The following is a 23,808-nucleotide window of genomic DNA, read 5'->3' on the forward strand; positions in this document are numbered from 1 at the left end:
CTGCCGAGCCGCTGCGGGAGCGGCGGGCCGGGCTCGTTGCTGTGGTGTTCACGGGGAGCGCTTTCAGTACACCGCCGCTGCTCCGGTGGGGTCAGTCACCGAACCCATGAAGGGTTTGGCTGGCCATGATGGTCATCTTGTAGATTCGTATGAAAGGAGGCCGTCGGTCACCTCTTCGCTTCCCGGCTGGACAACAGGGGTCACGGGAAACGGAGGTCACGGCTCAGGACCGAACCGGGCCCCGGCGGACCGGGCCGCTCGCACGGATCCGCCGACCGGTCGCGTCGACCGCAGCCCCGGCCCCCGACCCGTAGTACCCCGTAGTTCTCGAGACACAGAAACGGCGGCGACGACAGATGCGGCTGCGCGCACTGCTGGACACCGATGCGCTGGGCCTGAAGCTGCTCGGCGGCGAGGAGGAACTGGACCGCACAGTCCGCGGTGTCATGACCACCGACCTGCGCGACCCGAGCCGCTACCTCTCCGGCGGTGAACTGGTGCTGACCGGGCTGGCCTGGCGCCGGGACGCCGCGGACTCCGAGCCGTTCGTCCGGATCCTGGTGCAGGCCGGGGTGGCGGCGCTGGCGGCCGGCGAGGCCGAGCTGGGCGAGGTGCCCGACGATCTGGTGGTGGCCTGCGCCCGGCACCGGCTGCCGCTGTTCTCGGTGCACGAGTCGGTGGCGTTCGCCACGATCACCGAGCATGTTGCACGGCAGGTGTCGAGCGAGCGGGCCGGCGACCTCGCGGCCGTGGTGGAACGCCACCGCCGGATGATGACCGGCGGCCCGGCCGGCGGCGGCCCCGAGGTGATCCTGGACCTGCTCGGCTCCGACCTGGACCTGCGGGCCTGGGTGCTGTCCTGCACCGGCCGGCTCATCGCCGGGCCCACCGTGAACGGTGCGGCGCTGCCCGCGGACCGCTGCGTGACGCTGGCCACCGAGCACCAGGCGGCCGGCCGTGCTCCCCGGCGCGGCCCGCACCGCGTCACCGTGCAGAACACGACGTACTCCCTCTTCCCGGTCCGCAGCGCGGGCCGCGGCCCGGAGGCGGCCCAGGCGGCCCCGGCCGCACAGCGTGCCGACGAGGCGGCCGGGGCGGCGCTGGCGGACTGGGTGCTGGCCGTGGAGGCCGACGCCGGCGACTGGCCGGAGGAGCGGCTGGACCTGCTGCACGGCGTCACCCAGCTGATCGCCGTGGAACGCGACCGCCGCGACGCCGCCCGCACCGTGCGCCGCCGGCTCGCCCAGGAGGTGCTGGAGCTGGTCCAGACGAGCGCGCCGCCCGCCGAGATCGCGGCCCGGCTGCGGGTCGCGGCACCGGTGCTGCTGCCCGGGCTGGGCACCGCCCCGCACTGGCAGGTGGTGGTGGCCCGCCTGGAGCAGGAGGGCCGGGACACGGAGACCGGCCCCGCCGCGCAGGCGCTGCTGGAGGAGATCCTGGTCGATCCGCTCTCCACCGGGCCGGAGCCCTCCGACCGCATCGCGGTCGCCCACCTCGGGGACGAGGCCGTCGCCCTGGTGCCGCTGCCGTCCGTGGCCGCCGACGCGGAGGGCCGGCAGTCCGGGATCCTCGCCGACGCGCTGCTGTCCGCCGTGGAGGGCCCGCTGTCGGCGGGCCTGGGCGACGGCGGCCGGCTCACCGTCGGCGTCAGCGCGACCGTGCACGCGGCGGAGGGGCTGCGCGGCGCGCTGGAGGAGGCCCGGCACGCCCGGCGGGTCGCCGCGGCCCGCCCCGGGCGGGTGTGCGCGGCCGGCCACCAGGAGCTGGCCTCCCATGTGCTGCTGCTGCCGTTCGTCCCGGACGACGTGCGCCGCGCCTTCACCGCCCGGCTGCTGGACCCGCTGCGGGAGTACGACCGCCGGCACCGTGCCGAGCTGATACCGACCCTGGAGGCCTTCCTCGACTGCGACGGCTCCTGGACCCGCTGCGCGACCCGGCTCCACCTGCACGTCAACACGCTGCGCTACCGGGTCGGGCGGATCGAGCAGCTGACGGGGCGCGACCTGTCCCGGCTGGAGGACAAGCTGGACTTCTTCCTGGCCCTGCGCATGAGCTGAGGCCGGGCGGCCGGCCCTGCGCATGAGCTGAGGCCCGGCGGCGGACGGCGCCGCTCCCCCGGCCGTGAGGTGCGCCGCCGTGCGCGCCGCGGCGCGACGCCGCCCGCCGCGCGTCACACGAGTTTGTGAAATCTTTCACCCGCCCTCTTGGCCGGGCCGCCCGGTTCGTGCTGAGATGCCGCCACCACCGAAGCTCGATGGCGTGCCAGGGGAGGGCAACGTGGGGCCTGTCGAGATGTCTGGTAACGGAACGACCGCAGGTGACGATCCTCTCCAGACCGCGGTATGGCGGCTGCGCTCCCGCGCCTGCTGGACCGACGCCGCGAACCTGCTGCCGTCGGGCACCGCGGCCGGCGCGCTGCAGCGGACCACGCTGCTGGTGGAGCGCTGTCTGTACACGGAGGACGGCTGGCAGGACGCGGAGGACGCGCTGCGGGCCGCGGAGGCCCTCGCGCACACCGACGAGGAACGCGGCACGGCCGCTTGTGAACGCGGGTACTTGGCCTACGCGGCCACCCTGCACGGGGTGCGCGACCGCGCGGACGAGGCACGCTCGGCGCTGGGCCGGGCGGCGGCGCTGATCCCGCCGGGGGCACCGCAGCGGGCCCTGCTGGACTTCCGGCGCGGGCTGATCGCCGAGAACCTGGGCCGCTCCCCGCAGGCGGCGCGCGCCGCCTACCGCCGTGCCCACGCGGGCGCCACCGCGCACTCCGACCGGCTCCTGCTCTCCTTCACCTGGCGGCACCTGGCCGGGATCGCCCTGCGCGAGGGCGAGGTGAGCGAGGCCCGGCACGGGTTCGCCGAGTCGCTGCGGATCCGGGAGGAGCTGGGCTATCTGGTCGGCACGGCGCCCGCGCTGGTGTCGCTGGCCGACACGGAGTCCGAGCCGGAGGCGTCACGGCTGCGGCAGGAGGCCCGCCGGCTGTTCCGGCTGCTGGGGGGCGTCCCCACCTGGCTGGCCCGGCAGCTGACCCCGCCGGCCCCGGACGCGGCGACCGCCTGACCGCGCCGCTCCCGCCGTGCTCGTCCCGCCCCTGGGGGGGCGGGCGCGGGTCAGACCTGGCGGCCGGGGAGCAGAGGCAGGGCCTTGGAGCGCTGAGCGATCAGCTCGTCGTAGGTGCCGTCGCGTTCCGCCCAGCGGTGCATCCGGACTCCCTTGACCAGGATCTCCCGCGGGGTGGGCTCGGCCGCGAGCAGGTCCATGACCTCCGTGACGAAGTCCTCGAGCGGCAGCGCGTGCGGGTTCGGGATCTGCCGGCCGGGTACGGCGACGGCCGGCGGCACCAGCTCGACGACCTCCACCCCGGTGCCGTCCAGCTGCGCGCGCAGCGCCTCGGAGTAGGCGTGCACCGCGGCCTTCGAGGCGCCGTAGCTGGGCATGGGCGGGAACGGCAGGAAGCCGATGCCGGAGGAGACCGTGATGAAGGTGCCGGCGCCGCGTTCGAGCAGGTGCGGAGTGAAGGCGTCGACGACCCTGATGGTGCCGTACAGGTTGGTGTCGATCGTCGTCCGCGCCGTCTCGAAGTGCGCGGGGTCGCGCACGTCCTCCAGCAGCATGACGCCGGACATCGCCACCACCGTGTCCAGCTCGGGGTACCGGGAGATCACGGCGTCACGGCACGAGGCCACGCTGGCGGCGTCGGTGACGTCGATGCGGAATGTGCCGAAGCCGTCCTCGGCGAGCCGGGCGAGTGCCTCCGGGTTGCGGCCGCCGACGGCGACCGTGCTGCCCGCGGCGGCGAACCGCCGGGCCAGTTCGCGCCCGATGCCGGAGGTCCCGCCGACGACGAGCACGGTGCGGTTGGAGAGGTCCACGAGTTCTTCCCTTCTGGTGCGAGGGGCGCGTCTTACGGGCGCGGCGGCGTGCGGGCCGCGGCGCACAGCGGGTGTCGCTGTCTGTTCCCGGACAGCGCTCGCAGTCTCGGCCGCGGGTCCCGGCGGCGGCAGTGCCCTCGTCTTCCCTGGTCCTGACAGGGCCCCCCTGCCGGGCCCGTGCCGCGTCTACGGTGGCGGCACAGGGACGCGGGCGGATACGCGGGCGGACGACGCGGATGCGTCGGCGGAAGGAGGGAGCCGGCATGAAGGACGAGGACGGCACCGGCGTGGGCGACGAGGAGTCCGGCAACCGGCTCGGCCGCTACCTGCGGGCCCGGCGTGATCTGGTCTCGCCGGCGCAGGTGGGTCTGCCGTCCGGCGCAAGGCGCCGCGTGCCCGGGCTGCGCCGTGAGGAGGTGGCCCTGCTCGCCGGCATCAGTCCGGACTACTACCTGCGCCTGGAGCGGGGACGGGACAGGAATCCGTCACCTCAGGTCCTGGAGTCGCTGGCGCGCGTGCTGCAGCTCGACGACGTCGAGCGGACGTATCTGCTGGGGCTCGCCTCGGCCCGCCCCAGGGCCCCGCGCCGCAAGCGGCCCGAACACGTGCCGGCCCGCGCCCACCAGCTGCTCGCCCACCTGCAGATCCCCGCGTTCGTCGAGGGGCGCGCGTTCGACGTCCTGGCGTCCAACGCCCTGGCCGTCGCCCTCTCCCCCCGTCTCCGGCCGGGCCGGAACCGGCTGCGGTCCCTGCTGCTCGACCCCGAGGAGCGGGCGTTCCACGACGACTGGGAGACGGCCACCGCCCAGGCCGTCGCCACGCTGCGCAGCACCATCGGCGACGACATCGACGACCCCCGGTTCGTCGAGCTGGTCGGCGAACTCGCCCTGGCCAGTCAGCGTTTCCGCACCCTGTGGGCCCGTCACGACGTCCGCCCGCTCGACGGGGGCACCACCACGGTCCACCACCCCGTCGTCGGCGACCTGCGGCTGCACCGGGACAAACTCCCCCTCGGCGACGTCCTCCTCGTCGTCTACTACCCCGACAAGGGCAGCGAGAGCGACGAGAAACTGCGGCTCCTCGCCTCGCTCGCCGAGCCCGGACCCGCCGGTCCGGCCCCCGGCCGGCCGGCGGACGACGCCCGGCAGCCGGGGCCGGCGAGCCCGGCCTGATCCGACACATCGAGGGCCTGTCGTTCGGATCATCCCGGCGTCGCGGGGCCTGGCACGCGCATCCGCCGCGTTGTCGTCACTCGCCGACGCTCCGCGTCGACTCCCTCCTCCGCCTTGCGGCTGCACGCACCGAAACCCGCTCGGGCCGTTCGAGAGGCACCGCACCTCGCAGCCGGGGTGATCCACACGAAAGGCCTCAGCGGCCGGCCTCGCCGTAGTGCCTGCGCAGCACGTCCCGTATCGCGTCCAGGTCCTGTGCGATCAGGGCGTCCAGCAGGGCGCCGTGCTCGGCGGCTTGGGCGAGCAGCGCGGTGCGGGCGGGGCCGTAGGCGGTGCCGGGCTGCGGGCACTGGGTGCGGCGGTGCAGGTCGTCGGCGATCCGGACGAGCTGTTCGTTGCCGGACAGGGAGAGCACCGCGCGGTGGAAGACGCGGTCGGCCTCGGCGTAGGAGGCCCGGCGTCCACAGGCGGCGGCGCGCACGGCGGCCTCGGCGAGCGGGCGCAGCTGCGCCCACCGCTCGACCGGCACGGTGCGGGCCAGCCGCAGCACCACCGGGACCTCGATCAGAGCGCGCACCTCGGCCAGTTCGGCCAGTTCGCGGGCGTCGCGCCGGACCACCCGGAAGCCGCGGTTGGGCATCACCTCGACGGCACCCTCCAGCGCGAGCTGCTGCATGGCCTCGCGCACCGGGGTCGCCGAGACGCCGAACCGCTCGCCCAGGGCGGGCGCCGAGTACACCTCGCCGGGCCGCAGCTCGCCCTCGACCAGTGCGGCGCGCAGGGCGTCGAGGACCTGGCCGCGCACGGAGGGGCGCTGGACGGCGGCACGGGGGCGGGCGGGGGGCTGCTCGCCGTGCGTGTGCTCGCCGCGGGCGCCGTCCGCCGGCGGGGCGCCGGTCTCCCTCGGGGCCCGCTCGGGCCGGGGCTGCCGGGGCACGCGCGGGGTGCCGCCGCCCGGCCAGGCCGGCGGAACGTCCCTTCCGGTGGCCGCCGTGGAGTCTCGCGCGCCCTGCTTCACCGTTCTCCTCCGGGCCTGGGGTGCTTGGGGTATTGGGGGCGGGTTGTCACTTGCCCGTCAAGCACCTTAGGCGCACGCAGCCCCGGGGTTCACATCCCGGCCGATCAGGGTAAGGTAAGGCTTACCTCAAATGCCCGTTCGTCGCGTCTGGATCGGTGGTGTCGCATGCCCGTGCCCCCGTCGGCCACAGCGGACGCCTACGCCCGGCTCACCGAGGTGTACCCGCACCTCACCGTGACCGAGCTGGGCCCCGGCGAACGGATGCCGCGCGGGGACGGCTGGGTCGACGGCGCCGCGCTCGCACAGGGCGGGGCGGCCCTGGACGCGTTCCTGGCCTGGGACGAGGCGCAGGTGCTGCGCGACTACGGTAGTCGTGCCCGCCCCGATGTGGTGGCCGGCTTCGGCCTGCACCGCTACGCCTGGCCGGTGTGCCTGCTGTTCACCGTGCCCTGGTTCCTGCACCGGCGCGTGCCCCGGCTGCCGGCCGGCCAGGTCGGCTACCACCGCACCACGGGCCGCGCCGCCGTGCGCCCCCTCTCCTTCGCCTGCCTGCCCGGCGACCCCGCCGCCGCGCTGCCCGGCGCCCGGGTGGTGCCCGGCGAGGAGGCGCTGCGCGCCGAGCTGCGCGCCGCCGTCGCCGAGCATCTGACGCCCGTTCTGGCCGCCTTCGGCCCGCGCATGCGCCGGCGCGACCGCGCCCTGTGGGGCATGGCGACCGACGAGATCGTCGAGGGCCTGTGGTACGTAGCCCGTCTCCTCGGCGAACAGGAGCGGGCGAGGCGCGAGCTGGAGCTGCTGCTGCCCGGCGCCACCCGGCCCTATGCCGGCGCGGCCGCCTTCCGTGAGCTGACCGGGCCGAACGGCGAGTGCCTGCCCACCCGGGACCGGGTCAGCTGCTGCATGCTCTACACGGTGCGCCCCCAGGACACCTGCGCCACCTGCCCGCGCACCCGGGACGCGGACCGCGTGACCAAGGCCCTTGCGGCGTAGGGACGTCCGGCCGTTCGCCGGACGGAGCGCCGGCGCTTGCCCAGCGCCGTCCGCCCGGCCCGCGGGTCGACGCGCGGGCCGACAACCCGTGGCCGGGCAAAGGTGCGGGCGTGGCCGAAGCCGTACCGAGGAACCCGTCCCGCCGGCCGGCATCCCTTAAGATCATCCGTCGGCGGATCGCTGTGCGTGGGCGGGACTTCACAACTTCCCCACCCGACGCAGCGAGTTTCCACCGAACCACCCGTACGGGTAATCTGACGTCGAACTCAACTCCCGCCCCTCATGCGGCAGTTCGAGCGGAACGCCGTCTTGGGCAGCCCCTCGCGTCTCCTTGGCGGCCTCTTGCCCCGAAACCCCCTGAGGGCCGCCGGGATTGGGCCACCATGGCGGGCGTTACGCCCTATCCCCACGCAAGGGACCCCAGATGAGACTGACCGACATATCGCTGAACTGGCTGCTTCCGGGCGCCGTGCTGCTCCTGGGCATGCTGGTGGCGGTGGCGGTGCTCGCGCGCAGCAAGCGGTCCAAAGGGAACACGAGCGCCGACGACTCGTGGGAGCGCAGCGAGGAGCGCCGCCGGCGCAAGGAGGCCATCTACGGCGTCGCCTCCTACGTTCTGCTGTTCTGCTGTGCGGCGGTGGCCGCGGCACTGTCCTTCCACGGTCTGGTCGGCTTCGGCGAGCAGAACCTCGGCCTGAGCGACGGCTGGCAGTACCTGGTGCCGTTCGGCCTCGACGGCGCCGCGATGTTCTGCTCCGTGCTCGCGGTGCGCGAGGCCAGCCACGGTGACGCCGCCCTCGGCTCCCGCATCCTGGTGTGGCTGTTCGCCGCCGCGGCGGCCTGGTTCAACTGGGTGCACGCGCCCAGGGGTGCCGACCACGCGGGAGCGCCGCAGTTCTTCGCCGGCATGTCGCTGTCGGCGGCGGTGCTCTTCGACCGTGCGCTGAAGCAGACCCGCAGGGCCGCCCTGCGCGAGCAGGGCCTGGTGCCGCGCCCGCTGCCGCAGATCCGTGTGGTGCGCTGGCTGCGTGCTCCCCGTGAGACCTACCGTGCCTGGTCGCTGATGCTCCTGGAGGGTGTGCGCAGCCTGGACGAGGCCGTCGAGGAGGTGCGCGAGGACAAGCGCCAGAAGGAGGAGAAGCGCCGGCTGCGCCGTGAGCGGGAGCGCGTGGAGCGCGCCCAGCTGAAGGCGATCAGCCGCGGCCACCGGTTTCCGGGCCGTGGTGGCCGCACCGGTGAGACGCAGGCCCTGGAGGCCGGCCCCGGCCAGGCGGCCGCGGAGCCTGCCATAGCGCCGTCGTCGGACCAGCTTCCGGTGCCCGCTTCCCGCGCCTCGCTCCAGCCCGTCCGCCCCGGGTCCTCTGACCCGGTCACCGTGGACCTGACCGCGGAGGACGACACTCAGGCCCTGCCCCGGCTGGACTCGCTGGAGCGCAAGCTGAAGGACCTGGAGCAGCAGTTCGGTTAGACCGCGAGGGTACGCAGCCGAGCTGCGTCGTCGGACAGGGGCGCGAGCCGTACGGGCCGCGCCCCTGTCCGTTCCGGCTGGGCGCCCGCCCCGGCATGCCTGCCGGTCCGTGGCCCGGTCCGCTCAGGCGGCCCGGGCGTCACCCAGCTCGAACCACACCGACTTGCCGACCCCGTGCGGGCGCACTCCCCAGGCGTCGGCGAGCGACTCCACCAGGACCAGCCCTCTGCCGCCGGTGTCGTCCCCGGCGTCCGGGACCCGGGGCAGCGGCCCGCGGGCCGTGAAGTCCCGTACCTCCACGCGCAGTTTGTGCGGGAACACGACGGCCGTCAGGATCGCGTCGTCGTCGGTGTGGACGAGCGCGTTGGTGACCAGTTCGCTGGTGAGCAGCTCGGCGACGTCCGACTCCTCCGGCTGCCTCCAGTGACGCAGCAGTTCGCGCACGGCCCGGCGCACCTCGGGCACCGCCTTCAGATCGGCCCGGCCCAGCCGGCGGCTCAGCCGGCGCACCTGCTGCGGTCCGTGAGCCGTGCCGTTCACCCCGTCGACGGGCCCTCTCGCCGCGGATGCCCCGGCCGTGACGGGGCCACCCCCTCGTGCCTGACTCGTCATCTCCCCCGCCCGCGTCCCGTTGTCGGATCTCTGCCAGTTCGAACAGGTTCACGGGGATGTTTGCCCGATGGGACCTTGGGCCAGTCCTGACAAGCTGTCAGCGAACGGATGTGCGGTCGTGGTGTCCGGAGCGCGGCGTCCGCGCCGTCCGCGCTCCGGCCTCGCCGGGTGCCCGGCCGTCCGCCTACGGCCGCGGCACGTTGCGCAGATTGGACCGGGCCATCTGCAGCATCCGGCCCACGCCGCCCTCCAGGACGATCTTCGAGGCGGACAGCGCGAAGCCGGAGACCATCTCCGCGCTGATCTTGGGCGGGATGGACAGCGCGTTGGGGTCGGTGACGACGTCCACGAGCGCCGGGCCCTTGTGCCGGAACGCCTCCTTCAGCGCCCCCGCCAGGTTCTTGGGCTTCTCCACCCGCACGCCGTACGCGCCACAGGCCCGCGCGACGGCGGCGAAGTCGGGGTTTGTGTTGGTGGTGCCGTGCGAGGGCAGGCCCGCCACCAGCATCTCCAGTTCGACCATGCCGAGCGAGGAGTTGTTGAACAGCACGATCTTCACCGGCAGGTCGTACTGCACCAGGGTCAGGAAGTCACCCATCAGCATGGAGAACCCGCCGTCGCCGGACATCGAGATCACCTGCCGGCTCCGGTCGGTGAACTGCGCGCCGATCGCCATCGGCAGCGCGTTGGCCATCGAACCGTGCGAGAAGGAACCGATGATGCGGCGGCGCCCGTTGGGCGAGATGTACCGGGCGGCCCAGACGTTGCACATGCCGGTGTCGACGGTGAACACGGCGTCGTCGGCGGCCACCTCGTCCAGGACGGAGGCGACGTACTCGGGGTGGATGGGGATGTGCTTGTCTACCTTGCGGGTGTAGGCCTTGACGACGCCCTCCAGCGCGTCGGCGTGCTTCTTGAGCATCCGGTCCAGGAAACGCCGGTTCGTCTTCTCCCGCACCCGCGGGATCAGGCAGCGCAGCGTCTCCTTCACATCGCCCCACACCGCCAGGTCCAGTTTGGAGCGGCGGCCGAGGTTCTCCGGGCGGACGTCGATCTGGGCGATCTTCACGTCGTCCGGCAGGAAGGCGTTGTACGGGAAGTCGGTGCCCAGCAGGATCAGCAGGTCGCACTCGTGGGTTGCCTCGTAGGCCGCGCCGTAGCCGAGCAGCCCGCTCATGCCCACGTCGTAGGGGTTGTCGTACTGGATGAACTCCTTGCCGCGCAGGGCGTGCCCCACCGGCGACTTGATCTTCCCGGCGAACTCCATGACCTCGGCGTGCGCGCCCGCCGTGCCGCTGCCGCAGAACAGGGTCACCTTGTCCGCCTCGTCGACCATCCGGGCCAGCCGGTCGATCTCGGCGTCCCCCGGACGGACGGTGGGCCGAGAGGTCACGATGGCCGTCTCCGCGGCCTTCTCCGGGGCGGGCTCGGCGGCGATGTCCCCGGGCAGCGCCACCACGCTGACGCCGCTGCGGCCCACCGCGTGCTGGATCGCGGTGTCCAGCAGCCGCGGCATCTGCTTCGGGCTGGAGATCAGCTCGCTGTAGACACTGCACTCCTGGAACAGCCGGTCCGGATGGGTCTCCTGGAAGTAGCCGAGGCCGATCTCGCTGGAGGGGATGTGCGAGGCGAGCGCGAGGACCGGGGCCATGGACCGGTTCGCGTCGTACAGCCCGTTGATCAGGTGCAGGTTGCCGGGGCCGCAGGAACCGGCGCAGGCCGTCAGCTTCCCGGTGATCTGTGCCTCGGCGCCCGCCGCGAAGGCGGCGCTCTCCTCGTGGCGGACGTGGATCCAGTCGATCGCGGAGTTGCGGCGGACGGCGTCGACCACGGGGTTGAGGCTGTCCCCCACGACGCCGTACAGCCGCTTCACCCCGGCGCGGACGAGAATGTCGACGAATTGCTCTGCGATGTTCTGTTTGGCCATGGGTCTAGGGTTGCCCTTCGGTCTCCGGCGGGAATCCTGTGCGTCCATGAAGTCACAGCCCCGGCGGTCACGCCTCCCGGACGGCCACCGCCGTGCGGTCGTCGGCGTATCCCTCGGTGCGAACCCGCACATCTGCCAGGAACGCGGCCGGACCGGGCGGACGGTGCCCCGGCCGCCGTCGCGCCGGACGGGCGCGCAGCCCGCCCGCTGTCCGCGGCCGCCCGGCCGGCCCGTCGGTGCACATCGGCAGCGTGTCACCCGGCCAGGCGGGACAGGCTGGGAAACAGAAGGGCGACGGGGCCGGAGCGGACGGCGGGACGACCCCGGTGGGCGGGGCGGTTCCGGCTGATCTGCCAGACGCGGCGGGAGGGAGTCCGTCGGTCCGCTCCCCGGTCCTCCGCCACCGTGCCGGCCGGGGTGCCCACGGCGCCGGCCGCCGAGGCGAAGCGGTCGTTCGGGGACGGCGCCCTGCCGTGGATGCCGCCGGGCGGTTCCACCCCCCACGGGAGAACCGCCCGGCGGCACCCGAGTGGCCCCGCCCGGGCCGGTCCGTGCGCGGTCCGGGGCGCAGACCGCCACAGGACCGTGACCCGGGTGCGCGACGGCCGACACCGCCGTTCGAGCCGTCCTCGGCAGCGGCATCGCTCCGTCCCGCAGCGGCAAAACCACCCCGGCTCCGCGCACGCCGGCCCGTGCCGCCGCCGCCCATGGCGGCGGCACGGGCCGCACGCCGCCGGCGTCCGCGCGGGCCACACCCAGGGGACCGGGGCTGTGGCCTGCCGCCGGTCCTTCGGCGAGCCCACCTTGTCAGGACGACCCGGGGTACGGCGATGATGTCCGGCGGCGGGTTTGCGTCGTGGCCGGTTTCCGCCACCGCCGCAGGACCGCCGGGACGGTCCCGGGCTCGGACGGAAAGGGCGGCAGCCGGTGCTGGCAGCGATAGGACTGGACGAGAGACACGAGTCGGCGTACCGGGCCCTGGTGTCCGTGGGCGCCGCGGACGTGCCGGATCTCGCCCGGCGGCTGATGCTCGGCGAACGGGAGACCGAGAGCGCCCTGCGCGGCCTGGAACGGCAGGGGCTCGCCGCCCGGTCCTCGGCGAGCCCCGGCCGCTGGGTGGCCGCTCCGCCGGGGGTGGCGCTGGGCGCGCTGCTCGCCCAGCGGCGCCACGAACTGGAGAAGGCGGAGCTGGCCGCCGCGCTGCTCGCCGAGGAGTACCGGGCGGCGGCACCTCAGCCCGCGGTGCACGACCTGGTGGAGGTGGTCACCGGCGCCTCCGCGGTCGCCCAGCGCTTCCTGCAGGCCCAGCTGGGCGCGTCCCGGGAGGTGTGCGCGCTGGTCACCGGGCCCCCGTTGGCCGTGTCCGGGGCGGAGAACGATGCCGAGGAGCAGGCGGCCGGGCGTGGGGTGCGCTTCCGCGTGGTGGTGGAGCGCGCGAGGCTGGAGAAACCGGAGACCATGCGCGAACTGACGGCCGCGCTCGGCCGGAACGAGCAGGTCCGGGTGCTCGACGAGGTGCCGTCCAAGCTGGTGATCGCCGACCGGACGCTGGCCATGGTGCCGCTGACCGCGCACAGCCCGGAGCCGGCCGCGCTGGTGGTGCACGCCGGCGGGCTGCTGGAGCTGCTGTCCGCGCTGTTCGAGTCGGTGTGGCGGCAGGCGCTGCCGCTGCGCCTGGGGGCGTCCGGCGTCGTCGAACAGGGCCCGGACGCCCCCGACGCCACCGACCTGGAGGTGCTGTCCCTGCTGCTGGCCGGGCTGACCGACGCGAGCGTGGCCAAGCATCTGGACCTGGGGCTGCGCACGGTGCAGCGCCGGGTGAAACGGCTGATGGAGCTGGCCGGCGTGACCACGCGCCTGCAACTGGGCTGGCACGCCTACGAGCGCGGCTGGGTGACCCGGGAGCGTCCCGTGGGCCGGGCCGCACCCCGGCGGCAGGTGTGACGCCGGGCGGGGACCCTCTCCGTCGCTCCCAGGGCCCCTTGCGGTGAGCTTCTGTCCGGATGTCCAGGTGCCCTACAGCACGCCCTCCAGGGTGAGCAGCCGGACCTTCGCGTCCAGGCCGCCCGCGTAGCCGGTGAGGGTGCCGTCGGCGCCGATCACCCGGTGGCAGGGGCGGACGACCAGCAGCGGGTTGGCGCCGATCGCACCGCCCACGGCCCGGACGGCGGCGCGGGAGGCGCCGACGCGGGCGGCGATCTCACCGTAGGTCGTGGTCGTCCCGTAGGGCACGCCGTCGAGGGCGGCCCACACCCGTTCGCGGAACGCGGTGCCGTGCGCGCGCAGCGGCAGGGTGAACTCCCTCAGCTCTCCGGCGAAGTAGGCCCCGAGCTGTTCCTCGGCCGCGCGGAACGGGCCGGGGTCGTGCCGCCAGCCGTCCTGGACGGTGCGGCCGCCCTTCTGCCCGGGCACGGACAGGGAGGTGAGGGCGCCGGTGCCGTCGGCGGTGAGCAGCAGCGGGCCGAGCGGGCTGTCCAGCCGGGTCCAGTAGGTCGTCGGATCGCCGGTGGCGGTCGTGGCCGCGGGGCCTGCAGCGGTCGTCATCACAACTCCAACTCCCCTGCCACACGCAGGTGATCGAGGGCGTACGAGCGCCAGGGGCGCCAGCTGTCGGGGGCGGGCGTGCCGGGCGGGGCCACGTCCGGGTCGCCGAGGGCGCGGACGCGGATCTCGGCGATGGTGGCGGCGTCCAGGCCGCGCAGTGCCCGCAGCGCGCGGTGCGCGGCGTCCCGGTCGGCGCCCGGGTCCAGCCGCACGGTGCCGTCCGCGAGGGCGGCGGCCAGGGCGCCCAGGGTACCGTCCGGTCCGGCCTCGGCGAGGACGGCCGGCTCGGGGAACAGGTGGGTGAGGGTGCCGTCGGGGGCGGCCAGCGCCTTGCCGTGGCGCCGGACCAGTGCGCCGGCCGCCGCCGGGCCCACCAGGGCGCGGATCGCGGCCTCGTCGGGGTCCACGGCGCCGGGCGACCGCAGTCCGGGGCGGGCCGCGACCAGCGGGGCCAGCCGGGGGTCCGCGCCGAGCCGCTCGTCGACGGCGTACGGGTCGGCGTCGAGGTCGAACAGGCGTCGCAGCCGCTGCACGGCCGTGGTCAGGTCGCGCGGGTCGGTCAGGTGCAGCCTGGCCTCCAGCCAGCCGCCGGTCCGTGTCCCGCGCCCGGTGCGCGGGGCGCGGAGGCGTTCGTGGACGGCGGCGATCCCGGTGCCGTACGGCAGCCGCAGGGTGCGCCGGTAGGTGCGCCGTCCGGGCCTGCCGGTGACCTCCTCCACCGCGGGCACGGCCTGGCGCTGGAGCAGGTCGAATACGGAGGCGGAGTGGTACGGGCCCCGATGGGCCAGACGCAGCGGTATCCCCGCCGCGTACGTCGCCGCCGCCGCACCGCGGTGCCGGGCGGCGGGCGCGGCGTTCCGCAGCTCGCTCGGGGTCGCGGCGTACACGGCGCGGATCGTGTCGTTGAACTGCCGCACACTGGCGAACCCGGCGGCGAAGGCGATCTCGGTGACCGGCAGCCGGGTGGTCTGCAGCAGCACACGCGCGGTGTGCGCCCGCTGCGCCCGGGCCAGCGCGAGCGGCCCGGCGCCCAGTTCGGCGGTGAGCTGCCGCTGCACCTGCCGGGTGCTGTAGCCGAGCCGTGCCGCCAGCCCGGTCACGCCCTCCCGGTCGATCACCCCGTCGGCGATCAGCCGGACGGCCCGTGCCACCACGTCCGCCCGCACGTTCCACTCGGCGGAGCCCGGGACGGCGTCCGGGCGGCAGCGGCGGCAGGCCCGGAAGCCGGCGCCCTGGGCGGCGGCGGCCGTGGCGAAGCAGCGCACATGCTGCCGGCGCGGGGTGACGGCCGGGCAGCTGGGGCGGCAGTAGATCCCGGTCGTGGTGACGGCGAAGAAGAAGATGCCGTCGAACCGGCCGTCCCGGCTGCGGACGGCCTCGTACCGGGTGTCGTCGTCCATCACGCTGTCCAGTCTCCGCCCGCGGGGCGCCCTTCCGCTGGCGGAAATCGGACATGGCGTTCCGGGGGCTCAGCGGTGCGGCCGTCCTCGCATGGCCGCCCGGCCGCGCAGGCGAGGCGGGCGCCGCGCCGCCACCGGAGTCCGGTGTGCGGCCGCCCCCTCGGCGGCCTCGGCGCTGCAGCGTGCGCCGGGGCCGTCGGCCCCGCGGCGGTCTTTCTCCCCGGTCAGGGCTGCAGCCGCTGGTGCCGCCAGCCGTCGCCGTCCCGCCCGTAGCGCAGCCGGCGGTGCAGGCGGTCCGGGCTGCCGTACCAGAACTCGACCGACTCCGGCCACAGGACATACCCGGTCCACTCCTCGGGCCGGCGGACCGGAGCACCGCTTTCGGCCAGCCGACCGGCCCGGGCGCGCAGTTCCTCCTCGTCGAGCAGCGGTTCGCTCTGCCGCGAGGCCGCGGTGGTGGCGCGCGCGGCGAGCGGCCGGGTCTCGAACAAGGCGTCGGACTCCTCGGGTCCGAGCGGGTCGACGCGGCCGGCCACCGTGATCTGCTGCAGCGTCTCGCGCCAGTAGAAGGTGGCCGACGCCCAGGGTGTCGCGGCCAGGTCGCGGCCCTTGCGGCTGCCGCGGGAGCTGGTGAACAGCAGCCCCCGGTCGTCGAGGTCCTTCAGCATCAGCACCCTGCTGGAGGGCCGCCCGGACGCGTCGGCCGTGGCCAGCACCATGGCGTACGGCTCGCGCACTCCGCGCCGTACCGCCTCCAGAAGCCACCGCCGCAACAGCCCCTCGGGACGCTCCGGCGGAGCGTCGAACTCCGGAAGGTGCAGCGTGGTGTCACCGGTGAGCGTCTGTTGCGGGGGATGCATGGGCCTGCTCCTGTTCTGTCGTTCTCCGTTGTTCGCTGTCGCTTCGGCTCAGGTGTGCTGACGGTCCTCGGCGTCCTCGAGTCATGGACGGACGGTGCCGAGCCCGCCCGCGCAGGAGGCGCTGCGGCGGGGTGACGTTCCTCCTGGGCGCGCGCGGAGGCCGGAGGGTCCGTGTGTTCCAGAAGAACCGGTGCGGTGGCCGCCAGTGCCCGCAGCCACGCCGTTGGGGAGAAGGCGAACGAACGGCCTGTAAGAGGGCCGGTCATGGCCATGCGCCCGTCGGTGCACGGGCCACTCACCGGGCACGCAGCACCGTATCAGGCGGTGCTCACCACGGGTCGGCTTCTGCCGCATCCCTGCAACGGCGATTAGAACAAGCCAATTGACGTAACCTCAGCGATCCGACGCCCTCCGGACGGCCTCCGCGCGTGGTGCACTCCCGCCTGCCGTCCTCGGGACGGGCGCTTTTTCCTGCCGCACTCCGCTACGCCGGTCCCACAGGGTGACGCCGCTCATGACCTGAAGAGGCCCCGGGAACAGGGGCAGGAGTGTCACGGGTGCCGCCGTCTCCGCCTCATACCGGCGGACGTGTGCGCGCGTCGTCCCAGCCGCGGGCCCCGGGCCGCACGGCGAGCCGCCTCCGTGATCAGGCCGGCGCCCGGACCGACGACATCACGCCTGGACCTGCCAGGGCGCCTCACCCAGGTGTCATTCACCCGAACGGCCGATGTTCACCGTATCCGGCGCGACCGGTCCGCGCCCTGTCGGCACATGGCTTCCGGGCTGTCGTGTGACCGGGCGGTCACGCTGCTGACACGAGCACCGCCGACAGGCCGGTGTCATCCTGGCCGAGGCTTCAGCACAAGCGGCGAGAGGAGCTCTGCCATGCGGCACGGAAAGGCAGCCTTCACCCTCGCGATCGCCGCCGGAACGGCGCTGGGAGTTCCCGCGCTGGCCGGTACGGCGCAGGCGGCACCCACCTGCAACCCTGGCGAGACGTGCTACGTCATGTACTGGGACGAGTACGACGACTCGCGAGTGGTCAGCAATCCGGACACGTACTACTGCTACCCGATGCCCTACGGCGCGGTGAAGGGCTACAACCACACGGGCCGGACCGTCTGGCTCTACAAGTACAGCCGCGTGTGCGGAGGCGCGCCCGATGCCAAGCTCTCTCCGGGCTACTCGTGGTACGACCCGAGCACGAGGTACTACTCGTTCGACTTCAGTTAGGTCCCCTGACGGACGGGCTCCGGCCGGCCCGACCGGTCATCCGCAACGTCCCGCCTCCTCTCCGGATGCGGGACGTTGTCTCGCGGCGCACAATGAAAAAACGAGAGACCTGGGCCCCAGCGACCACGTGTGGCACTGGAAACCACGCACATCCCACCGCAGTTGCCACCGTTTACCGCATGCTGCGGCGGATGGGTTCACAGAAGCGGATCCGGGCGATTCGACCGAGTCCTGAGGTCGGTCATGAGTGCCACGGAACGATACGCAGTTCTTCGTCCGAGCGACCTCGTGTCACTGACGGTGCGCTCGACAGGCCTGCTGGAGCGAGTCGGCAGCGCTGGGGTCCGAGAATGGGTGGCCGTGGCGGACGGCCGTCTCATCCTGGACCTGCCTCCGCAGCATGTCGCGGAGAGTGTGGTGGGTGCACCGTCCGTGCAGGGAAGACCGGCAGGGCCGACCAGCTTGCACTTCACTGTGCCGGCCGGTCGTGTCATCCCGTTGACCACCGAGGGTGTGCTCGCCGCGGCGAACGATCTGGAGCTGGTCGGCACGCCACGAGAGCAGGGAAAGTCCAGCACACTCGAACTGCCGTGGCGACTGCTGCTCGCCCTCCAGCACAGGGCTCGCTGCCAGCACCCCCAGCGGCCCGCGACCAGTGACGACGGCGTCACCGCGCTCTGGCACACACGGATCCTGGCCCCGTCCTCGGACGCGTACTCGGCCGTCTTCCCCTTCGCCTGCCTGCCGATGGAAACGCCGTTCGCCGACAGCACCCCCCTCGGGGACGGCGTCAAAAAGATCGCCGCCCGGGGCCGCGACAACCCGGATACGCCGGTCACCGTCGACACGCTCGTCCTGTCTGCGTGCGGCGCGTGGTTCTCCGGGTCGGTGAGTTACCCGGACCTGGAATGGAGCCACCGCATTGTCCTGGGGCGCGACGTCTACGTCCGCCTGCTGCAACGTGGCGTCCTGTTCCCCTTCGGCAACGAGGCCTCCACCGTGGAGGTGACCGAGCGGAAGATCGACCCGGTCACCGGGGTGGCGGGACTGCACCGCACCCTCACGCTGGTCGTGACGCAGCCCGTCCTGGACTACGGCATCGAGGCAGCACACCAACGTGAGTTCCCATTCCATCGGGTGGCGATCGACCCCGTGCTGGTGACCCCGCTCGACCGGCCTGCACCCGGCGCCCGCGCCCATTGGCTGACACGGGACCGCCACCCGGTGATGTTCACCATTCACGCCTCCTCCGCCGGCGACGTCGTCCCCCTGCACCTGCCCCTGATCTTCGCCGAGAAGGGCACCGATGTCGGGTACCTCAACTCCCTGTACGCGGGCGGGCCGCGCGACAACCCCGAAGCCGTCCCCGCACCACCGACGGCCGTCATCGAGCGCACCATTCCGCTGGTGGTGCGCCGTCGGGCGGACGGCATCGTGGAGGCGGTGGACCGCACCGAACAGCACGTCCGGTCGCTCACCCTCGCGGCCACCAGGGTCGGAAGCGGTACCGCGTTCCATCCCCGGATCGCCGGGCTCGACGTCACCCTCCCCGCTGTGCAGCAGCTGCTGGGCCGGCACCAGACTCTCCGCGCCACGCTGGCGCCGGACGTGGTGAATGCCGCGGGGACCGGGGATGTGCCGAAAGTCCTGCTTCAGCTTCCCGACAAGCCTCATGTGGACTTCGCCGCCGCCCGGGCCGCCGTCGCGGCCGCGCCGTCCATGACGGTGGACTGTATTCACCGCGTGCTGGGTCCCACGGTGGCGGACCTGCCCACCGACCCGGCCCAGTTGTTCGACCGCGGGTCCAAGCTGCTCGGCGTCGTCCCTCTGGTGGAGATCATCGACCGGATCACCGGGCGTCCGACGATCACGTGGTCGCGCACCCCCACGCCGCGGGCCACCCTGCACTGGACCGAGTCCCTGACCCGCGTACGAGGCCCCTTCCAGCCCCTGACCGACTGCAAGGTGACCCTGGACGTGCGGACGGAGCTGATCGACGGCCAGCCGCGGAGCACGACCGACGGCACGGTCACCGACTTCGCGATCGGCATCCCCGCTCCCGACGAGGAAAAGTATCTGATCAAACTCGGATTTCCCGCACTGAAGTTCCACGCCGAACCGGGCGAACTCCCGGAGACCACGCTGGTGATCGACTCGGCGCGACTCGGGCAGCAGCTGAGATTCGTCCAGCAGCTCAGCAGCTACCTCCCCGGCATCGGCGCCAAGGCTCCCACCGTCGACGTCGGCGCCCGCGAGGTGCGCGTCCGTTACACGCTCGCCGTCTCACCACCGCCGCAACTCGGCGTGTTCGTCCTGCAGAACCTGGTGGTGCAGGCCGGCATCACCCTGTCGTTCGGCGACGACCCGGTGACGGTCGACTTCGCCTTCGCAACCCGGGACCGGCCGTTCCTGGTGACCGTGATGGGGTTCGGTGGCGGCGGCTACCTGGAGCTGGGCATCCGGGCCGGTGGCGACGACTCCGGCCTGCAGCGATTGGTCGGCGGCATCGAGTTCGGGGCCGCCGTGGCGATGGACTTCGGCGTCGCCCGCGGCGAGGTGCACGTCTTCGGCGGCGTCGTGTTCACCAAACTGGGCAGCAAGGTCGAGATCGCAGGCTACCTCCGTATCGGCGGATCCGTCCGGGTCCTGGGGCTGATCTCCGTCTCCATCGAGCTCACGATCAGTCTCACCTTCGTCGAACCGAACGTCCTGCGGGGCGAGGCCCGGCTCGTGCTCGCGGTGGATCTCACCTTCTGGTCCACCTCTGTCGAGATCACCTGTAAGAAGACGTTCACCGGTTCGGACCAGGCCGTGCACCCCCGCGCCGGGGTCGCGCTCACGGCCGCGCATCCGTCCTCGGTACAGCACGCGTGGGGTCCGGTCGGAGCGTCGTTCCCCTGGCACACCTACTGCAAGGCATTCCCGCGGGAGTGATCATGGCGCTCGCTCTCACACGCCAGTTCGTCTGGACGGTGATACCCAGCGGTCGCGCGGAAACCAGCGGAGGACGGCGGGCCCTGTTCTCCGTCGTGCTGACTCCGCGGCTGCTCGCCCCGCCGGGGACCACCCGGACCGTCGGGCAGTTCGGTATGCAGAGCTGGCCCTCCCGCCTGGAAGCCATGGGCTTCGCCGCGTACCGGGGCGACCAGCGGCTCACTCTCACCCGGATGCGCCCCGTCAGCGAGGACGGTCAGCCACTGTGCACACCGGACCAGCAGCTGTCCGCGTGGCGCGCGATGTTCCCCGCGTCCCTGCCCGTCCGGCCCTATCGACCGACCACCTACCGAGACCGCGAGGTTGTCGACTTTCCGGCGGACGAGGCCAGCACGGACATCAGACAGGCGTACACCCGGGCCACGCGTGCCCTCGCCCTGACCGACGCACGGGATCGGCGGCAGCGCGCGCAGCGAGAGGAGATGCTGCGGGAGATCGCACGGTCCTGGCAGGCCGCGGCCACGCCGTCCGATCGCAGCATCGACGCCGGCAGCACTCCCCCACTGGTGCGGGCCTACGAGTTCTACCGCCGGCAGGACCCCGGCCTCGCGACGCCGCTCGTCGAGGACGAGACCCGCACTCCGGACTTCCATGACGTCGTCGCCCGGCTGGCCGGCCACCCCCTCTTGCTGCGCCTTCTGGGCCTGGTGATCGACTTCGCGGTGCCTGTGGCCGAGCTGGCCTCCACCGACGGCCCCGCACACCTCCGCCTGGAACCTTCGTGGCCCGTTCCCGATCCAGGTGCCCCGTCCGGCTGGGCCGACGCCCACCAGGACGATCTGCGGCCGACGACCGCCTACTCGCTGGCCGGCTCCCGGTTCGTCCCGCTCATGCCTCCGGCGGCGGGGACCGCACGCCCCCAGGGGATGCTGCCTCTGGCCAAGGTCGCTCTGGCGGGCACACCCACGACGTCCCCTTACACGATCATGCCGTTCGATGTCGACGGTGCGGCCCTGCGGATGGTCAGCGTCGCCCGGTCGGACCGGGGTCGGGTGCCGTCCGAGGCGGCGGACGCCGCCGGCCTGCCCGCACTGCGTTCCACCGGGTTCGCCTTGATCGAACGCGGCCGCCGCGACGAACACACCGCGCGGACGCGGCGAGCAGCCGACCGCGACACGGCACAGAAACTCCAGGGCTCACCGTTGACCGCGGAGAACCTGCTCGCGGGATACCGGCTCGACGTCTTCGCCGGCGGGCGGTGGCACTCGCTGTGTCAGCGATGGGTCCGCTATACCGTCGGCGGAGTCGTGCTCCCCTCGGAGCCCGGTCGACCGGGCTTGCCGGACGAGGGCTTCGTTCCCGTCGGTTCGGCGGTGACATCCAGCGCCGAACCCAGCGCTCCGCTGTTCATCCACGAAACCGTGGCCCGCTGGGACGGCTGGAGCCAGGTGGTGCCCCGGCCCGACCGAGTGGTCGATCCGGCCGCGGCCGGGCCGCCGCCTCCGTTCGGTGTGGCTGCCAAGGTCGTGGACGGGTCGCTGCCCCGGCTCACGTTCGGCACGACCTACCGGTTCCGGGCACGCCTGGTCGACCTCGCCGGCGGCGGATTGCGGCGCGACCAGCCTGGCGCGGAGGACGCCACGAAGGAGATCGTCCACCGGCGGTTCGAGCCGCATCCCCCACCGGAGCTGGTGCCGACCGCGGCCTATGTCGACGGGGCCGGGCCGGACCGCATGGTCGTACGAACCGAGCGCGGCACCGGCGCGGCCGCCTACGCCGCAGCGCACGGCTACCCGGCCGCCGAGCTCCGCTACCTGTTCCCCCCGAAAAGCTCGCTCGAACTGGCCCTGCAGTACGGCGACGCTTTCAGCACCGCGTTCGGACCTGGTGTCGGTATGGACGAGGTCCGCAAGCAGTTCGAGATCGCGACCCGCGCGGACAAAGACGTCGCGGACATCACAGGGGCCCGGCTCGAGAACGTTCCGGACGGCTCGGGCACCTATGTGGTGGTCCCCTCCGACCCCCCGTTCCCGAAACCCGCGTGGCTCGTCGACCCGGGAACAATCTGGGTCAATCTCCGGAGCCGGCCGCGGCCGATCGATCCGGACACCGGTAACCCGGGGAAGGCCGACGGGTTCGACTCGGAGCAGTCCCAGAGCCCGTGGCGGGGGACCTGGCCCGACATGGTGCCCTTCGAGCTGCGCATCGAGCCGGCTGTCCGCGGATGCGCCATCAGGCGCAGTCCCGGTCCGGGCCCCCGCACGTTCACGGTGTCGCTGGGACCGGCCGAGCAGGTCACCGTGGACATCCCCTCGTGTCCCTCCATGCTCACCGTCCCGGATCTGGGCATCCCCCACTGGGCCGGTGCCACGCAGGATACGAGCAACCCGGTGAACGTCGCCGCGGAGTACGGCCGCAACCCCCTGGTGAGCCCGCCGCGCACCGTCACCATGGTCCACGCGGTGCAACGCCCCCTGGCCCACCCCGCCGGCCGGTTCCTCGCCGAGCGGCACATGGGCGACACGGACGCCGAGATGAGGACGTCGGAGTTCTCCATCGACGTGCGCAGCACCGGCCGGATCGACGTCCAGGCGGAATGGGACGACGTCGAGGACATCGCACCCGGCCGACCGGTGTCGAGGCGGGTCGTCGCCCATGCCGGCTCGTTCGAGATCGCGCACAAGCCACCCCTGCTGAGGCCACCCCACGGTGCGTTTCCGCCGATGCGCCACGAGTTCGGCGACACGCGGCGGCGGAAGGTCCGCTACACGGTCACCGCCATCTCCCGCTTCAGCGAATACTTCGGTCGCGTCATCGCGCGGGATCCGCAGGCATGCACGGTCACCGGGAGGCTCGAGGTCACCGACGTGGCGAGTACGAGCCGGCCCCCGCTGCCACACGTCCGCCATCTCGTGCCGAGCGTCCGGTGGACCCGGTCCGTCGAAAGCGGCGGAACAGTGATCCGGTCGCGGCGCAGCGGCGGCGGCCTGCGTGTCATGCTCGAACGGCCGTGGTTCGTCACGGGAGCCGACGAGGCGCTGGCCGTCCTGGTCTGGCCGCGGTCGTCCGCCTCGCCCACCGACCGCCAACGACGCCTCCTCAGCCTGGCCGGCCGCGACCCGCTGCAGGCCACTGCCACGCCGAGCGTCGTCCTCGACGAAACCCACCTGCACGCGGAGGTCTCGGCGCCGGTGACATCCCCGGAGCTGGGGGGTGTCCCGGTCGTGGCGATGGCCGTCCGCCTGGACGTCGGCAGGAACTACGACGAGGGTGCCGACTGCTGGTTCGCCGACCTCGACCTTGCTCCCCTTGCCGCGGCCTCGTACCGCCCGTTCGTCCGGCTGGCGCTGGCCCGCTACCAGGAGAACACCGCCGACCCCGGCCAGCGGCTGTCCCCGCCACTGGTGACCGAGCCGATCCGGCTCCTCCCACCACGCGAACTCGTCATCACCCGTGCCGTCGGCCGGGCGAGTGTCGTGCTCAGCGGTCCGGGGCCGAGCGGACCTCCCTTCACCACGGTCCGGGCCGAACTGCAGGCCTTCGCCGGTGACCGGCGCGCGGCCCGGGACGGGCTGATCGGGCCGTCCGCCTGGACCACCCTGGCCCAGGCGACCGGGCGTCTCGGGGACACCCTCGTGCTCGACCTGCGGCCCGCCGACGGGCGGCCCATGCGTATCGCCGTCACCGAGACCGAGTCCGCTCCCGGAGCGGCGGGCGAGCCGGCGTGCCCCGTCTACGCCGACATCGCCGAACTCACGTGACCGTCATGCCCTGAGGA

General features: G+C 73.4%; 16 protein-coding genes. 9 read left to right on the forward strand and 7 right to left on the reverse strand.

The annotated features are described in order from the left end of the window. The first annotated feature begins 356 nt into the window (after window positions 1-356). Both IE286_RS02830 and IE286_RS02835 read left to right on the forward strand, forming a co-directional pair. Window positions 357-2,057, forward strand: a complete 1,701-nt coding sequence (locus IE286_RS02830; RefSeq protein WP_189794957.1) for a PucR family transcriptional regulator — start codon at window positions 357-359, stop codon at window positions 2,055-2,057. Window positions 2,058-2,292: 235 nt separating this feature from the next. Next, a complete protein-coding gene (locus tag IE286_RS02835; RefSeq protein ID WP_189794958.1) occupies window positions 2,293-3,060 on the forward strand; it encodes a hypothetical protein in 768 nt (255 codons plus the stop codon). A gap of 50 nt (window positions 3,061-3,110) precedes the next feature. Here the strand turns inward: IE286_RS02835 and IE286_RS02840 are convergent, their stop codons facing one another. Next, window positions 3,111-3,872 (reverse strand): SDR family oxidoreductase, encoded by a 762-nt coding sequence (locus tag IE286_RS02840; RefSeq protein ID WP_189794959.1) that lies wholly within the window; start codon window positions 3,870-3,872, stop codon window positions 3,111-3,113. Between the two features lie 263 nt (window positions 3,873-4,135). Here IE286_RS02840 and IE286_RS02845 point away from each other — a divergent pair, with 263 nt between their 5' ends. Next, the gene (locus IE286_RS02845) at window positions 4,136-5,044 is read left to right on the forward strand and encodes a helix-turn-helix domain-containing protein (RefSeq protein WP_267969202.1); all 909 of its coding nucleotides are present in this window, start codon (window positions 4,136-4,138) and stop codon (window positions 5,042-5,044) included. A 196-nt stretch (window positions 5,045-5,240) separates the two neighbouring features. Here the strand turns inward: IE286_RS02845 and IE286_RS02850 are convergent, their stop codons facing one another. Further along, on the reverse strand, window positions 5,241-6,062 hold the full coding sequence (locus tag IE286_RS02850; RefSeq protein ID WP_189794960.1) for a GntR family transcriptional regulator: 822 nt from the start codon (window positions 6,060-6,062) through the stop codon (window positions 5,241-5,243). 165 nt (window positions 6,063-6,227) lie between these two features. Here IE286_RS02850 and IE286_RS02855 point away from each other — a divergent pair, with 165 nt between their 5' ends. Continuing rightward, complete coding sequence (locus IE286_RS02855) at window positions 6,228-7,052, forward strand: (2Fe-2S)-binding protein (protein ID WP_189794961.1); 825 nt, start codon at window positions 6,228-6,230, stop codon at window positions 7,050-7,052. A gap of 424 nt (window positions 7,053-7,476) precedes the next feature. Continuing rightward, entirely contained in the window at window positions 7,477-8,520 is a 1,044-nt protein-coding gene (locus tag IE286_RS02860) for a DUF2637 domain-containing protein (RefSeq protein ID WP_189794962.1), read from the forward strand. A 123-nt stretch (window positions 8,521-8,643) separates the two neighbouring features. Here IE286_RS02860 and IE286_RS02865 read toward each other — a convergent pair whose 3' ends face one another. Then, window positions 8,644-9,132 (reverse strand): ATP-binding protein, encoded by a 489-nt coding sequence (locus tag IE286_RS02865; RefSeq protein ID WP_189794963.1) that lies wholly within the window; start codon window positions 9,130-9,132, stop codon window positions 8,644-8,646. Window positions 9,133-9,316: 184 nt separating this feature from the next. Beyond that, window positions 9,317-11,059 carry a pyruvate dehydrogenase gene (locus IE286_RS02870; RefSeq protein ID WP_189794964.1) on the reverse strand — a complete coding sequence of 581 codons (1,743 nt, stop codon included), beginning with the start codon at window positions 11,057-11,059 and terminating at the stop codon, window positions 9,317-9,319. A gap of 927 nt (window positions 11,060-11,986) precedes the next feature. Between IE286_RS02870 and IE286_RS02875 the strand changes: the two genes are divergently transcribed. Then, window positions 11,987-13,003 carry a helix-turn-helix domain-containing protein gene (locus IE286_RS02875; protein ID WP_189794965.1) on the forward strand — a complete coding sequence of 339 codons (1,017 nt, stop codon included), beginning with the start codon at window positions 11,987-11,989 and terminating at the stop codon, window positions 13,001-13,003. A gap of 72 nt (window positions 13,004-13,075) precedes the next feature. Here IE286_RS02875 and IE286_RS02880 read toward each other — a convergent pair whose 3' ends face one another. The 3 genes from IE286_RS02880 to phzG form a co-directional block, all read right to left on the reverse strand. After that, complete coding sequence (locus IE286_RS02880) at window positions 13,076-13,603, reverse strand: methylated-DNA--[protein]-cysteine S-methyltransferase (protein ID WP_189794966.1); 528 nt, start codon at window positions 13,601-13,603, stop codon at window positions 13,076-13,078. Further along, on the reverse strand, window positions 13,603-15,003 hold the full coding sequence (locus IE286_RS02885) for a bifunctional transcriptional activator/DNA repair enzyme AdaA (protein WP_189794967.1): 1,401 nt from the start codon (window positions 15,001-15,003) through the stop codon (window positions 13,603-13,605). Before IE286_RS02885 ends, IE286_RS02880 begins: the two co-directional genes overlap by 1 nt. A gap of 224 nt (window positions 15,004-15,227) precedes the next feature. Further along, a complete protein-coding gene (gene phzG / locus IE286_RS02890; RefSeq protein ID WP_189794968.1) occupies window positions 15,228-15,863 on the reverse strand; it encodes a phenazine biosynthesis FMN-dependent oxidase PhzG in 636 nt (211 codons plus the stop codon). Window positions 15,864-16,748: 885 nt separating this feature from the next. On the opposite strand from phzG, the gene IE286_RS02895 reads away from it, so the two are divergent. The 3 genes from IE286_RS02895 to IE286_RS02905 all read left to right on the forward strand — a co-directional run bounded on the left by IE286_RS02895 (window position 16,749) and on the right by IE286_RS02905 (window position 23,791). Continuing rightward, entirely contained in the window at window positions 16,749-17,096 is a 348-nt protein-coding gene (locus tag IE286_RS02895) for a hypothetical protein (RefSeq protein WP_189794969.1), read from the forward strand. Window positions 17,097-17,594: 498 nt separating this feature from the next. After that, entirely contained in the window at window positions 17,595-20,030 is a 2,436-nt protein-coding gene (locus tag IE286_RS02900) for a hypothetical protein (RefSeq protein ID WP_189794970.1), read from the forward strand. 2 nt (window positions 20,031-20,032) lie between these two features. Beyond that, window positions 20,033-23,791: a hypothetical protein gene (locus IE286_RS02905; RefSeq protein WP_189794971.1), complete on the forward strand. Its 3,759-nt coding sequence runs from the start codon at window positions 20,033-20,035 to the stop codon at window positions 23,789-23,791. Window positions 23,792-23,808 lie beyond the last annotated feature (17 nt).

Origin of the sequence: Streptomyces thermodiastaticus (assembly GCF_014656135.1) — a bacterium.
GTDB lineage: Bacteria > Actinomycetota > Actinomycetes > Streptomycetales > Streptomycetaceae > Streptomyces > Streptomyces thermodiastaticus.

Excerpts from the sequence above, each read along its gene's own strand:
- IE286_RS02870 (WP_189794964.1), bottom strand. The coding sequence starts at position 11,059 with ATGGCCAAACAGAACATCGCAGAGCAATTCGTCGACATTCTCGTCCGC.
- IE286_RS02885 (WP_189794967.1), bottom strand. The coding sequence starts at position 15,003 with ATGGACGACGACACCCGGTACGAGGCCGTCCGCAGCCGGGACGGCCGG.
- IE286_RS02880 (WP_189794966.1), bottom strand. The coding sequence starts at position 13,603 with ATGACGACCGCTGCAGGCCCCGCGGCCACGACCGCCACCGGCGATCCG.
- phzG (WP_189794968.1), bottom strand. The coding sequence starts at position 15,863 with ATGCATCCCCCGCAACAGACGCTCACCGGTGACACCACGCTGCACCTT.
- IE286_RS02855 (WP_189794961.1), top strand. The coding sequence starts at position 6,228 with ATGCCCGTGCCCCCGTCGGCCACAGCGGACGCCTACGCCCGGCTCACC.
- IE286_RS02830 (WP_189794957.1), top strand. The coding sequence starts at position 357 with ATGCGGCTGCGCGCACTGCTGGACACCGATGCGCTGGGCCTGAAGCTG.
- IE286_RS02835 (WP_189794958.1), top strand. The coding sequence starts at position 2,293 with ATGTCTGGTAACGGAACGACCGCAGGTGACGATCCTCTCCAGACCGCG.
- IE286_RS02895 (WP_189794969.1), top strand. The coding sequence starts at position 16,749 with ATGCGGCACGGAAAGGCAGCCTTCACCCTCGCGATCGCCGCCGGAACG.
- IE286_RS02845 (WP_267969202.1), top strand. The coding sequence starts at position 4,136 with ATGAAGGACGAGGACGGCACCGGCGTGGGCGACGAGGAGTCCGGCAAC.
- IE286_RS02865 (WP_189794963.1), bottom strand. The coding sequence starts at position 9,132 with ATGACGAGTCAGGCACGAGGGGGTGGCCCCGTCACGGCCGGGGCATCC.
- IE286_RS02860 (WP_189794962.1), top strand. The coding sequence starts at position 7,477 with ATGAGACTGACCGACATATCGCTGAACTGGCTGCTTCCGGGCGCCGTG.
- IE286_RS02905 (WP_189794971.1), top strand. The coding sequence starts at position 20,033 with ATGGCGCTCGCTCTCACACGCCAGTTCGTCTGGACGGTGATACCCAGC.